Source organism: Shewanella sp. Choline-02u-19, assembly GCF_002836205.1.
Taxonomy (GTDB): Bacteria; Pseudomonadota; Gammaproteobacteria; order Enterobacterales; family Shewanellaceae; genus Shewanella.
Genome location: NZ_PJBE01000013.1, coordinates 98,885 through 112,855 on the forward strand (window position 1 = coordinate 98,885; position 13,971 = coordinate 112,855).

At 44.3% G+C, this 13,971-nt stretch carries 12 protein-coding genes; 11 read left to right on the plus strand and 1 reads right to left on the minus strand.

What is annotated here, in order from left to right:
* Positions 1-42: 42 nt before the first annotated feature.
* From dnaJ to secF, 10 genes are all read left to right on the plus strand, one after another.
* A complete protein-coding gene (gene dnaJ / locus CXF83_RS07290) occupies positions 43-1,176 on the plus strand; it encodes a molecular chaperone DnaJ (RefSeq protein WP_101089982.1) in 1,134 nt (377 codons plus the stop codon).
* A gap of 88 nt (positions 1,177-1,264) precedes the next feature.
* On the plus strand, positions 1,265-2,065 hold the full coding sequence (locus CXF83_RS07295; RefSeq protein ID WP_101089983.1) for a M48 family metallopeptidase: 801 nt from the start codon (positions 1,265-1,267) through the stop codon (positions 2,063-2,065).
* An 82-nt stretch (positions 2,066-2,147) separates the two neighbouring features.
* Positions 2,148-2,765, plus strand: a complete 618-nt coding sequence (locus tag CXF83_RS07300) for an FKBP-type peptidyl-prolyl cis-trans isomerase (RefSeq protein WP_101089984.1) — start codon at positions 2,148-2,150, stop codon at positions 2,763-2,765.
* A gap of 63 nt (positions 2,766-2,828) precedes the next feature.
* On the plus strand, positions 2,829-3,644 hold the full coding sequence (gene dapB / locus CXF83_RS07305; RefSeq protein WP_101089985.1) for a 4-hydroxy-tetrahydrodipicolinate reductase: 816 nt from the start codon (positions 2,829-2,831) through the stop codon (positions 3,642-3,644).
* 175 nt (positions 3,645-3,819) lie between these two features.
* Positions 3,820-4,992 carry a glutamine-hydrolyzing carbamoyl-phosphate synthase small subunit gene (gene carA / locus CXF83_RS07310; RefSeq protein ID WP_101090038.1) on the plus strand — a complete coding sequence of 391 codons (1,173 nt, stop codon included), beginning with the start codon at positions 3,820-3,822 and terminating at the stop codon, positions 4,990-4,992.
* A gap of 28 nt (positions 4,993-5,020) precedes the next feature.
* Positions 5,021-8,242 carry a carbamoyl-phosphate synthase large subunit gene (gene carB / locus CXF83_RS07315; protein ID WP_101089986.1) on the plus strand — a complete coding sequence of 1,074 codons (3,222 nt, stop codon included), beginning with the start codon at positions 5,021-5,023 and terminating at the stop codon, positions 8,240-8,242.
* A 367-nt stretch (positions 8,243-8,609) separates the two neighbouring features.
* Positions 8,610-9,086 (plus strand): transcription elongation factor GreA, encoded by a 477-nt coding sequence (gene greA / locus CXF83_RS07320; RefSeq protein ID WP_101089987.1) that lies wholly within the window; start codon positions 8,610-8,612, stop codon positions 9,084-9,086.
* 147 nt (positions 9,087-9,233) lie between these two features.
* Entirely contained in the window at positions 9,234-9,749 is a 516-nt protein-coding gene (locus CXF83_RS07325) for a hypothetical protein (RefSeq protein WP_232775065.1), read from the plus strand.
* 349 nt (positions 9,750-10,098) lie between these two features.
* Positions 10,099-11,913, plus strand: a complete 1,815-nt coding sequence (gene secD / locus CXF83_RS07330) for a protein translocase subunit SecD (RefSeq protein WP_101089988.1) — start codon at positions 10,099-10,101, stop codon at positions 11,911-11,913.
* 1 nt (position 11,914) lies between these two features.
* Positions 11,915-12,814, plus strand: coding sequence for a protein translocase subunit SecF (secF, locus tag CXF83_RS07335; RefSeq protein ID WP_101089989.1), 900 nt, complete (start codon positions 11,915-11,917; stop codon positions 12,812-12,814).
* A gap of 88 nt (positions 12,815-12,902) precedes the next feature.
* Here secF and yhbY read toward each other — a convergent pair whose 3' ends face one another.
* Positions 12,903-13,202: a ribosome assembly RNA-binding protein YhbY gene (gene yhbY, locus CXF83_RS07340; RefSeq protein WP_101089990.1), complete on the minus strand. Its 300-nt coding sequence runs from the start codon at positions 13,200-13,202 to the stop codon at positions 12,903-12,905.
* A gap of 91 nt (positions 13,203-13,293) precedes the next feature.
* Here yhbY and rlmE point away from each other — a divergent pair, with 91 nt between their 5' ends.
* Positions 13,294-13,923: a 23S rRNA (uridine(2552)-2'-O)-methyltransferase RlmE gene (gene rlmE / locus CXF83_RS07345; RefSeq protein WP_101089991.1), complete on the plus strand. Its 630-nt coding sequence runs from the start codon at positions 13,294-13,296 to the stop codon at positions 13,921-13,923.
* Positions 13,924-13,971: the final 48 nt, after the last annotated feature.

Below are 13,971 nucleotides of genomic sequence, written 5' to 3' on the forward strand. Positions count from 1 at the left end.
TAACGCCCGTTCGTGTAACTCCAGCAAAGAAAGCATGAGATTATGTCAAAGCGAGATTTTTACGAAGTATTAGGTGTCGGACGTGACGCCAGCGAACGCGAAGTGAAAAAAGCTTATAAGCGTTTAGCAATGAAGTTTCACCCAGATCGCAACCCAGGTGATAAAGAAGCAGAAGCTAACTTTAAAGAAGTTAAAGAAGCTTACGAAATCCTTACCGACAGCGATAAGAAAGCCGCCTATGATCAGTTTGGTCATGCTGGTGTTGATCCTAATCGTGGTGGTGGCGGTCAAGGCGGTGCTGATTTTGGCGACGTGTTTGGCGATGTATTTGGTGATATCTTCGGTGGTGGCCGTCGTGGCGGCGGCGGACAACGTCAAGCTGCACGCGGAAGCGATCTACGTTACAACCTTGAACTGTCTTTAGAAGAAGCGGTTAAAGGTTTAAGCAAAGAACTGCGCATTCCAACATTGGTCGCGTGTGAACCTTGTAATGGTAGTGGTGCTAAGAAAGGCTCATCACCAACCACTTGTGGTACCTGTCATGGCCAAGGCCAAGTGCAGATGCGTCAAGGGTTCTTTGCGGTTCAGCAAGCTTGTCCTACTTGTCATGGTCGCGGTAAGATCATTAAAGATCCTTGTAATAAGTGTCATGGCGAAGGTCGTGTTGAGAAGAGCAAAACCTTGGCTGTTAAGATCCCAGCAGGGGTTGATACCGGCGATCGTATTCGTTTAACTGGCGAAGGCGAAGCGGGTGAGTTTGGTGCACCTGCCGGTGACCTATATGTTCAGGTCAGTGTACGTGAACATGCTATTTTCCAGCGCGATGGCAATAACCTTTATTGCGAAGTGCCAATTTCATTTAGCAAGGCGGCGTTGGGCGGCGAGATTGAAGTACCGACATTAGACGGTAAGGTTAATCTTAAAATCCCAACCGAAACGCAAACAGGCCGTATGTTCCGTATGCGCGGTAAAGGCGTTAAGTCTGTACGCAGTCACGCTGTTGGTGACTTGTTATGCAAGGTTGTAATGGAAACTCCGGTTAACCTTAATGAGCGTCAGAAAGAGTTACTTCGTGAATTCGAAGATACACTCACTGGCGAATCAAAAAAACATAGCCCTAAAGCTGACGGTTTTTTTGACGGTGTTAAAAAGTTTTTCCAAGATCTGAATAGCTAATAAAGGTCATCGACTGGCCGATTTAGAACGACTAAAGCCTCGCATAGCGAGGCTTTTTTTTACTTAAAAATAATGGATTTAACCCACGATGAAAGGATTACTCCTAATTGTTAGCGCCTTATTGCTAATATCAGGTTGCGCGACGCATCACTCCCCGACAGGCCGAAATCAAACACTGCTGTTTTCTGCTCAAGAGATGTCGCAGCTAGGGGACTCATCTTTTGTTGAACTTAAAAAGACAGAAAAAATTAGCGATGATATTCAACTGAACCAATTTGTTGATTGTGTGGCGGCTCGAATTACACGGGCACTACCAGAGCAAGGTCAGCGTTGGGAGGTTATTGTGTTCGACTCTAAACAAGTGAATGCCTTTGCACTGCCTGGTCGGCATATAGGTGTTTACACTGGCTTACTCAACGTTGCCATCAATGAAGATCAATTGGCGACGGTTATTAGCCATGAAGTTGCCCATGTTCTGGCTAATCATAGCAATGAGCAAGTATCGCGCGCGAAAATGACTGGAATAGGAATGCAGTTTGCGGATCTTGCTCTAGATGTTGGTGGTGTTTCAAATCAAGAGGGGTATATGGCCGCCTTAGATTTAGGCATTCAAGTGGGGTATATGTTGCCTTATGGTCGAGAGCAAGAAAGTGAAGCCGATATTATGGGGGTACAATTGATGGCTTCTGCAGGGTTTAATCCTGCAGAAAGTGTAGCACTGTGGCGTAATATGGCCAAAGCGGGTGGTGAACAAGGTCCTGAATTACTATCTACCCACCCATCATATGGCCAGCGCATTGAATCATTACAGGAAATGCAGGCTAAAGCTCAACATCTTTATGAGGCTAACCGTGTTAGTGTGAAAGATACTTGTCAAAGGCCAAAATAGCTGCGCTTTTTAGGGCTATATCACAGAAAATATGCTAAGGTTTCGCGCGAAAATTCATTGAATCATTAAGAGAATAATCATTATGTCTGATAAGTTCAGTACAATTGAAGAGCAAGCAAGTTACGGTGTTGGTCGTCAACTAGGTGAGCAACTCGCTGCTAACTCATTTGAGGGTATCGATATTTCAGCTGCTCAATTGGGTCTATCTGACGCTTTTGAAGGTAAAGAAAGTATTGTTGATATGCAAGATATGCAAGTCGCATTTACTGAAATCAGCCAACGCATCCAGAAAGTGCAAGAAGCTGCCGCTGCCGCTGCATCAGAAGAGGGTGATAAGTACCTAGTTGATAACGCTGCACGTGACGGAATATTGACCACTGAATCTGGCCTACAGTATGAAATTATTGCTGAAGGTAATGGCGACAAGCCTGATTATGATTCAACTGTACGTGTTCATTACCACGGTACTTTCATCTCTGGTAATATATTTGATAGTTCAGTTGCTCGTGGCGAGCCTGCTGAATTTCCAGTGTCTGGCGTTATCGCTGGTTGGACTGAAGCATTACAACTAATGCCTGTCGGTTCTAAGTGGAAGTTGTTCGTGCCGCATCACCTAGCATACGGTGAGCGTGGAGCGGGTGCTTCAATTCCACCGTATTCAGCTTTGGTATTCGAAGTTGAATTGTTAGATATTATCTAAGTTAGCCAATAAGCCTAAGTTAATACTTAGGCTTTTTTTTGACATTTGTAAGGAGTGACCGAGATGACTGAAAAAGTAAGAGTGGCTATTACCGGCGGCAGTGGTCGTATGGGACGTACTCTTATTGAAGCGGCTAAACAGAATGATCTCATTTTGTTAGGTGCTGCGATTGAGCGTGCGGGTTCTACGTTGATGGGTGTTGACGCGGGAGAACTTGCAGGTGTGGGCGCAATGAATGTTGCGATTACCGACTCACTAGACAAGGCCGTTGATGATTTTGATGTGCTCATCGACTTTACTTCGCCTGAAGCTAGTGTCATCCATGCTGGTTGGTGTGCTAACAATGGCAAAGCTATTGTTATCGGCACAACCGGATTCAATCATGCTCAAAAAGAGCAAATTTCAGCATACTCTAAACAAGTGCCAATTGTGATGGCGCCTAATATGGCTGTCGGCGTAAACCTCATGTGGAAGCTGCTTGAAGTGGCTGCCGAAGTGATGGGTCATTATAGTGATATCGAGATTATCGAAGGCCACCACCGTTATAAGAAAGACGCCCCTTCAGGGACGGCACTCAAAATGGGTGAAGTCATCGCTGAAACGTTAGGCCGTGATCTGGATAAATGTGCCGTATATGGCAGAGAAGGGATCACTGGTGAGCGCGATAGAGAAACCATTGGTTTTTCGACCATACGCGCTGGCGATATTGTTGGTGAACATACTGCAATGTTTGCCGATATTGGCGAGCGACTCGAAATAACCCATAAAGCATCGAGTCGAATGACCTTTGCTAATGGAGCGATGCGGGCTGCATCCTGGTTGGTCGTTCAGGGCGAAGGGCTCTATGATATGCAGCAAGTCCTTGGCCTAAAACAATAAATATTAAAAACCGCTATTAGCGGTTTTTTTTTGCGCGAACAGTTATTTTTGTTAAAAGCACAGTTCCGCTATAGACGAATACCCATTTTCCATATAAACTCGGCGGAATTTGTCAAAATTTCGTATTTTATCGAAAGTTGGTATTTTAAAAAAACACAAAAAACATTGTATTTCAATGATTTGGCTCTTTCCGGAGGTCGCGTTGACAAAGTCTGCCTTACTCGTACTTGAAGATGGAACCGTTTTTTCTGGCACTGCAATTGGTGCTGAAGGGATGTCTGTTGGTGAAGTGGTATTTAACACTTCAATGACTGGTTACCAAGAAATTTTGACTGATCCATCGTATTCACGTCAAATCGTAACCTTAACTTACCCACATATCGGTAATACTGGCACCAATGATGAAGACACAGAGTCGTCATCTGTTCATGCTTGTGGTCTTATTATTCGAGACTTGCCGCTTACCGCAAGTAATTTTCGAAATCAGCAATCTTTAAGTGACTACTTAAAGGCCAACAACGTCGTTGGTATTGCGGATATTGATACCCGTAAATTGACTCGTATTTTACGAGAAAAAGGCGCCCAAGCAGGATGTATTCTTGTGGGTGACTTAGATGAAGCCAAGGCGCTAGCAGCTGCTAAAGCGTTCCCTGGTTTAAAAGGCATGGATTTAGCCAAAGAAGTCACCACCACTGAAGCCTATCAATGGCGTAGCGGTAGCTGGCGTCTTGTGGGCGGTTTACCGTCTGATAAGACTGAAGCAGAGCTTAAGTATAAAGTCGTTGCTTATGATTACGGTGTTAAGCGTAACATTTTGCGCATGTTAGTCGACCGTGGCTGTGACGTCACTGTTGTTCCGGCACAAACACCTGCATCGACAGTGTTAGCGATGAACCCCGATGGGATTTTCCTATCAAATGGTCCTGGTGACCCAGAACCATGTGACTATGCAATTACGGCGATTCAAGAGATTTTAAAGACTGAAATTCCTGTCTTTGGTATCTGTTTAGGTCACCAGTTATTAGCATTAGCCTCAGGCGCTAAAACCTTGAAAATGAAATTTGGTCATCACGGTGCAAACCACCCAGTGAGCAATATCGAGCAAGGCAATGTAATGATCACCAGTCAAAACCACGGTTTTGCTGCAGATGAAACAACACTGCCAGCCAATATTAAAGTGACTCACAAGTCACTGTTTGATGGTTCTTTGCAAGGTATTCACCTTACTGATAAGCCAGCGTTTAGCTTCCAGGGTCACCCTGAAGCAAGCCCTGGACCACATGATGCCGCGCCATTGTTTAATCATTTCATTGACTTGATTGAACTGTATCGCCAGAACGCCAAGTAGTAACCTCATCCGGGAGAAGATTTAAGCAATGCCAAAACGTACCGATATAAAGAGTATTCTTATCCTAGGGGCTGGACCAATTGTTATTGGCCAAGCCTGTGAGTTTGACTACTCAGGCGCTCAAGCCTGTAAAGCCCTACGCGAAGAGGGTTACCGAGTTATTCTTGTTAACTCTAACCCTGCAACGATTATGACTGACCCAGAGATGGCCGATGCAACTTATATCGAGCCGATTCACTGGGAAGTAGTACGCAACATTATTGCTAAAGAGCGCCCAGATGCGATCTTACCAACAATGGGTGGCCAGACTGCACTTAACTGTGCTCTCGAGCTTGAAAGCCGTGGCGTACTAAAAGAGTTCAATGTCGATATGATTGGCGCTACAGCCGATGCAATCGATAAAGCGGAAGACCGCAGCCGTTTTGATAAGGCGATGAAGTCGATTGGACTTGAATGTCCTCGTGCCGGTATCGCTCATAATATGGATGAAGCTCGCGCTGTATTAGCAGAAGTCGGCTATCCATGTATTATTCGCCCATCATTCACCATGGGCGGCAGCGGTGGCGGCATCGCGTACAACAAAGAAGAATTTGAAGATATCTGTTCTCAAGGTCTGGATCTTTCTCCGACCAGCGAACTGCTTATCGACGAATCTTTGATTGGTTGGAAAGAGTACGAAATGGAAGTGGTACGTGACCGTAATGATAACTGTATCATTGTCTGTGCCATTGAAAACTTCGACCCAATGGGTGTGCACACCGGTGATTCCATCACCGTTGCTCCAGCACAAACCTTAACTGACAAAGAGTACCAATTGATGCGTAATGCATCACTTGCAGTGCTACGTGAGATTGGTGTTGAAACCGGTGGTTCTAACGTACAGTTTGGTATCAACCCTGAAGATGGCCGTATGGTTATCATCGAGATGAACCCACGTGTATCGCGCTCATCTGCATTAGCGTCTAAAGCGACAGGTTTCCCTATCGCTAAAATCGCTGCCAAGTTGGCGATTGGCTATACGTTAGACGAGCTAAGCAACGACATTACAGGTGGTGCTACGCCAGCATCTTTTGAACCTGCAATTGATTACGTTGTGACTAAATTACCCCGCTTTAACTTCGAAAAGTTTGCCGGTGCTAATGACCGTCTAACAACACAGATGAAGTCAGTCGGTGAAGTGATGGCGATTGGCCGTACTTTCCAAGAGTCACTGCAAAAAGCACTACGTGGTCTTGAAGTTGGTAAAAACGGTCTTTGTCCAGAGATTGATATCACTGAACCTGATGCTATGTCGCGTATTCGTCATGAGCTAAAAGAACCTGGTGCAGAGCGTATTTGGTATATTGCTGATGCATTCCGTTTAGGTTTGTCGGTTGAGGATATCTTTGGTTTAACCAATGTTGACCCTTGGTTCCTAGTGCAAATTGAAGACTTACTTAAGTCTGAAACACAAGTTGCCGAAGCGGGCTTTGCGGGTTTAGACAAAGATACTTTACGTAAGCTTAAACGCAAGGGTTTTGCCGATTCGCGCTTAGCAGCGCTTGCCGGTGTTAGCGAGACTGAAGTGCGTAAATTACGTACTCGTTTTGAAATTCATCCGGTTTACAAGCGTGTTGATACTTGCGCCGCTGAGTTTGCAACCGATACCGCATACATGTACTCAACTTATGAAGAAGAGTGCGAAGCTAACCCATCAAATCGTGAAAAAATCATGATATTGGGCGGCGGACCTAACCGAATAGGTCAAGGTATTGAATTTGATTACTGTTGTGTACACGCGGCGTTAGCGTTACGTGAAGACGGTTACGAGACCATCATGGTTAACTGTAACCCTGAAACGGTATCTACCGATTACGACACTTCAGATCGTCTGTATTTTGAGTCTATTACTTTTGAAGATGTACTTGAAATCGTGCGTATCGAGAAGCCAAAAGGCGTTATCGTGCAGTACGGTGGTCAAACACCGCTTAAGTTAGCCCGTGATCTTGAAGCCGCTGGCGTACCCATTATTGGTACCAGTCCAGATGCCATTGACCGTGCTGAAGACCGCGAACGTTTCCAGCAAGCGATTGTGCGTTTAAACATGAAGCAACCTGAAAATGATACGGTAACGACCGTTGAAGGCGCTGTGATCTCTGGCGAGCGTATCGGTTATCCATTAGTGGTTCGTCCATCTTATGTATTGGGTGGCCGCGCAATGGAGATTGTTTATGATGAACAAGATTTGCGTCGTTATTTCAATGAAGCAGTGAGTGTTTCAAATGCATCACCAGTATTGCTAGACAGATTCCTTGATAATGCGATTGAAGTCGATATCGATGCAATTTGTGACGGTGAAACTGTAGTTATCGGTTCTATCATGGAACATATCGAGCAAGCGGGCGTTCACTCTGGTGACTCTGGTTGTTCTTTACCTCCATATAGCTTGAGCCAAGATATTCAAGATCGTATGCGTGTGCAAGTGGGTAAGTTAGCCATGGAACTTGGCGTTATCGGTTTGATGAACGTACAGTTTGCCATCAAAGATGACGAAATCTACATGATTGAAGTTAATCCTCGTGCAGCGCGTACCGTTCCTTTTGTATCGAAAGCGACAGGCGTCCCGTTAGCCAAGATTGCGGCACGTGTTATGGCGGGTCAAAGCCTTAAGTCACAGAATATTACTGAGGAAGTGATCCCACCGTTTTTCTCTGTAAAAGAAGTGGTATTGCCGTTTAACAAGTTCCCTGGTGTTGACCCATTGCTCGGCCCTGAAATGCGCTCTACCGGTGAAGTGATGGGTGTGGGTGACTCGTTTGCCGAAGCTTATGCTAAAGCGCAGCTTGGTGCGACGTGTGAAGTGCCAAAATCAGGCCGCGCATTATTGTCTGTTCGTAACAGTGATAAAGCGCGCGTTGCCGATTTAGCCGCTAAGTTGATTGAGCTGGGTTATGAAATTGATGCGACTCACGGTACTGCAGTTATTTTAGGCGAAGCGGGTATTAACCCACGTCTAGTGAACAAGGTACACGAAGGTCGTCCGCATATTCTTGACCGTATTAAGAATGGCGAATATACCTACATTGTTAATACCACTGAAGGTCGTAAGGCGATTGAAGATTCACGTCAACTTCGCCGCGGTGCACTGCGCTATAAAGTGAATTACACCACGACATTGAATGCTGCATTTGCAACGTGTATGGCGCATGCTGCCGATTCCCGTTCAAATGTGACGTCAGTGCAAGAGCTACATAAACGTATTACTAAGTAAATTTAAGTGATGCAAAAAAGGCCGCATTTTTTGCGGCCTTTTTTATGATTTATTTACGGGATTATACCGAAACGATAGATATGGATAGAAACCCCGGTACAACTTCTATGTTACTAGCGCTCACTGCAGGCGAATAAAGCTGAGGTAGAAGTAAAGGTGCAAATTAGGTGAACGGACTCTCGATTAATAAAGATTTATCTGACTTTGCTAGTAAGTATTGCCAAGGTTGAGTAAGCTCTATAAATTCTGCAGGTGCAACTTTTGCCCTCAGCGTTTACAATAGCGCAATTCCACAGATTATTGCCACGTTGACAAATTGACCCGTCAGCGAGGACTGCTTTTGTTTTAAAGGAGACGAAAGAAGCTTATGAGTAAGGTTCCAATGACAGTCGTCGGTGCTGAACGACTACGTAAAGAATTAGAGATTTTGAAATTTGACCGTCGTCCGAAAATTGCACAAGCAATCGGTGAAGCGCGTGAGCTCGGCGATTTGAAAGAAAACGCTGAATACCACGCTGCTCGAGAAGAGCAAGGGCTATGTGAAGCTCGAGTTCGTGATATCGAAGGCAAACTGTCTCATGCACAAGTTATTGATGTGACGGACATGCCTAATACAGGTCGAGTTATTTTCGGTACTACAGTGACGATCTTAAACGTCGATACTGATGAAGAAGTGACCTATCGCATCGTGGGTGAAGATGAAGCTAATGTGAAAGAGAATTTACTTTCAGTGAGCTCACCTATCGCACGTGGTTTGGTTGGTAAGAGTGTTGATGATGAAATCTCGATCACTACACCCGGTGGTACCAACGACTTTGAAATTATTAAAGTCCAATATATCTAACTTAATTGATTAGATATTAAAGAAAACCGCTGTTTAGCGGTTTTTTTATGAGATTTTTATTGTGATGCTATTAAAAGTTTGTATAAGCTGAGCGCTACGCTTAGTATATAAACCTTAATAGATATACCTGAATATAGGCAAAAATTAGTGCAGTTATTTTGGCGGTTTGGATTCATTTTGCTATTCATAGGGGGATTATTTCTCACTCCTATGTCTGCGAGTGCATCAGTGCCAAATCAAAATAATGACATCGGCTTTGTTACTTTAGATCTTACTCTGTCTGAAGTGGCGCTTGGATTTTATAGTCACACTTCGATCGCTCCAGATAGCCAGCAGTTGCATAATCTATCCAGCAATATGCTTTTAAGGTTTCAAAACAAGCAAGCCAAGCAGACTGAAGGCGACGGCTCTGAATATGCCCCGTTGGTGTCGCAACGTTTTATCAGTTTTTCGCAGCACGATCCGCTACGAAATCGTCCAAGCTATCTGTTAGCCTTTGAGTTTTTATCCCCCCCGATCCCTTCTTTAACTGTTGGATATCGAATAGATGTCAACCCTACCGTGGATTGGTTGCTGCATATTGAAAGCGCTTCTCATCGACTTTCTGCATGGAAAGAATCTAATTTACTCTACCGTTTTTCTCACTCCCGCTCCCTTAGCTAAGTATCGATAAGCCCGTTGGCTTAACTATCGAGAACGGTTGCTAGCAGTTATTCCAAAGTCAAATTTACACTTAGCGCTCCATCGTGAATAGATGTGAGCGGTCACTGGTGAAACTGTATTTGTCCTTTGTTGCCTAATTGTCATCAATATCTGTTTTAGACGTTTGAAATTGACGTTTTATGTCGATTATATATCCGCGTCTGATTTTTATATTGGAATTTGATGCCAAGTAAGCTTGGACTAAATCACTCTCTCGATAGCTAATAAAGCAATATTGCATTTGCCAGTACCTACTGGGATAACTGCCAATATTTATCGCGTTACTAGTGAATATAAAGAGCAAGACAATATGAGAGAAAATAAAAAATCGACGATTTTAAATCATTACAGTGCATGGAAGTATGTGCTGTTACTAGTCACTATTATCATTATGTTATTCAGTGCATTGCCCACTTTTTATGGTGAAGATGCCGCCGTGCAAATCGGTGCGAAAGCGGGTCTAAAAGTTAACTCTTTAGCGTTACACCATTTGCTGGAGTCCCAGGGCGTTAACGTCAAACGTATTGACCAAGCTAAGGGGGAAACACTGATCGTACTCGATGATAACTCGCAGCAGTCCCAGCTTAAAACGATGCTCTCCGAGCAAGTAGCTGATCCTTCAGAGTTGACTCTAACACTGGTACCTGATGCACCCAATTGGTTGCTATCTCTAGGCTTTTCGCCAATTAAACTTGGCTTAGATCTTAGAGGTGGAGTGCAGTTCTTACTTGATGTAGAAATTGAACCTGTTTACACAGTGCATTACGACGCTCTTGTTGAATCAGTGAGGCAATTTATTCGCGGGGAGTCTCTTTATGGCGCCAAGGTTCAGCAACACTCGAGTGGAAAGGTAAACATCTCAGTCTCAGATCCAAACCAAAGGCAGGCGCTAAGACAATTCGTTAAGCAGCAATATCCAAATTGGCAGGTAACGAATGCGGGTGATAGTGCGCTTAATGTGGATCTATTAGCGAGTGAAAAAATTAATATTCGCGATTTGATCGTAAAACAAAATCTGCAAATTATGCGCAGTCGTATTGAGCAGCTCGGGATAACTGAAGCTGTTGTGCAGCGTCAAGGCGAGCACCGCATAAGAATTGAGCTGCCAGGTGTGCAAGATCCAGCAGCCGCTAAATCGGTCATTGGCGCAACGGCGAGCCTAGCCTTTTATCAGGTTATGCAACCGGGCTCTGTGAATGCCAAAGTGTTATCTGATGAGCAGAAAGCACCAGTCTATGTGGCAAGGAAGCCAGTTTTAGGTGGCGATCACATCATTGATGCTAGGGCATCTTTAGGTGAAATGGGCTTACCGGAAGTCGTTATTCACCTCGATCGTGAAGGTGGAAAAATCATGTCGAACTTCTCTCGTGACAATATCGGCAAACCAATGGCGACCTCATACAGTGAATATAGCCGAGATGATAAAGGCCAGATAAGGCAAACCACAGAAGTGATTAGTGTAGCAACGATTCAGTCTCAGCTTAGTGATCGTTTTAGCATTACGGGTGCGGGTGACTATGCCAGTGCACAGCAGCTGGCTTTATTACTTCGAGCAGGCTCTATGACTGCGCCAGTGACTATCGTTGAGGAGCGTACTATTGGCCCGAGCTTAGGCGAAGAAAACATTACTAATGGCTTTTCGGCACTTGCTTTAGGAATGGCGTTTACCTTGTTATTTATGGGGCTTTGGTATCGTCGACTCGGTTGGATAGCAAATATTGCGTTAGTTGCAAACATGGTTTTGCTATTTGGCCTGTTAGCGTTGATCCCTGGGGCAGTGTTGACCTTACCCGGTATTGCGGGACTGGTATTAACGGTTGGTATGGCGGTTGATACCAATGTACTTATTTTTGAAAGGATTAAAGATAAGTTAAAAGAGGGGAAGAGCTTTGCGCATGCGATTGATAGAGGCTTTGACAGCGCTTTGTCCACCATCATCGATGCCAATTTTACCACGATGATCACCGCGATAGTGTTGTACTCAATCGGTAATGGTCCTATTCAAGGGTTTGCTTTGACCTTAGGGCTGGGGTTATTAACGAGTATGTTCACCGGTATTTTTGCTTCAAGAGCATTAGTTAATTGGGTTTATGGACGCGATTTTAGTCGCGATGTGAAGGTGTAATATGAATTTTAAAAAATTGAGTAAGTTAACTAAAGCGCGCTACTTATCTAGCCTAATGTCTTTAGTGATAATGTTCTGCTCCGTCGGAATTATCTTGGTTAATGGTTTTAATTGGGGTTTAGATTTCACCGGCGGTGTGGTTACAGAGGTGAAGCTTGATAGCAATATCAAGGCCGCTCAGATAAGTGAGCTACTAGCGCAACACTCAGATCAAGATGTGAGTGTTATTTCGGCGGGTGAAGCTGGACGTTGGGTGCTGAGATATAGCCAAGTTAACGCTGAATCTAGTTCGAGTATCACCCGTGTTCTGGCGCCATTGACTCATAATATAGAAGTGCTCAATTCGAGTATCGTTGGGCCGCAAATAGGCCAAGAGTTAGCAGAGCAGGGAGGCTTAGCACTTTTGGTTGCGATGTTATGTATCCTCGGCTATCTAAGTTTTCGTTTTGAATGGCGTCTTGCCAGTGGTGCACTATTGGCACTATTTCATGACGTGGCTTTTGTCTTGGCATTCTTTGCGTTAACTCAGATGGAGTTTAACCTTACTGTACTCGCAGCAGTGTTAGCTATTTTGGGGTATTCGCTAAATGACTCAATTATTATCGCAGACCGGATCAGAGAGCTATTAACCTCTAAGCCTAAAATGGCGGTTGAAGCGGTATGCAGTCGAGCGGTACAGGCGACATTCTCTCGCACCATGGTGACGAGTGGCACAACATTAATCACCGTTTCTGCATTGTGGATAATGGGCGGTGGCCCTTTAGAGAGTTTTTCAATAGCAATGTTTCTTGGCATTGTGATTGGTACCTTCTCGTCAATTTCTATCGGGACCAGCTTGCCTGAGTTGCTGAAAGTTAACTCCGAGCATTATAAAGTAAAGCCTATATGTGACGCTCCATAAAAAAACACACAAAAAAAAGCCGCTGAATAATCAGCGGCTTTTTTTATTTATCTTGCAAACTTTTCTTTTTTAAAAGAAACTTTGCTAATTACTTTGCCTTAGGCACAGCAATTTTCATTTCTTCAGACTGTCGGAACAGTACTAAGACGTGACCGATAAGCTGTATTTTTTCAGCTTGGGTTTCACGTACGATGGCGTCGACGATTGCATTTTTAAGCTCTCTGTCACCAGAGGCTACTTTCACTTTGATCAATTCATGATGAGAGAGTGCACTATCAATTTCAGCCAGTACACCTTCAGTCAGGCCGTTGCCACCAAGCATCACTACAGGCTTTAAATTATGCGCTAAGCCCTTTAAGTGCTGTTTTTGTTTGGTTGTTAAGTTCATTTATACCAACTTTATGCTGAGTTACTGTTGAAAAGCCGCTATTCTACCCTTATATATGCTTTGTGTAACTCTCAATTGTTGCGGATTTTAAATGTCAGGTAAAAAACGAACCGCCAGCTCTTCACGCTGGATGCAAGAACATTTCGATGATCACTATGTCAAGTTAGCGCAAAAGCGCGGCTTTAGGTCGCGAGCGGCCTTTAAGATAGAGGAGATCCAAGAGAAAGATAAACTTATACGATCCGGCATGACTGTGGTCGATTTAGGCGCAGCACCTGGAGGATGGTCGCAAGTGGTTGTTAAACTTGCTGGCGACAAAGGTAAAGTGATCGCGTGCGATATTTTACCTATGGACCCGATTGTTGGGGTCGATTTCCTACAAGGTGATTTCCGCGAAGAGAACGTACTTGAAGCGCTGCTGACGCGAGTTGGTGATGCTAAAGTGGATGTCGTATTATCTGATATGGCGCCAAACATGAGTGGTACTGGCGGGGTCGATCAACCTCGTGCTATGTATTTAGTCGAACTCGCATTAGATATGTGCCATCAAGTTTTGGCACCTAATGGCTGTTTTGCTGTTAAAGTCTTTCAGGGGGAGGGCTTTGACGAGTACATGAAATTAGTTAAACAAGCATTTAAAACCGTTAAAACACGTAAGCCGGATTCATCGCGAGCACGATCACGTGAGGTCTATCTTGTGGCGACGGGGTACAAGTTATAGTAATCTATCGTAAGTACTCTAACATTAGTTTTCGAAAGACTTTAAAAA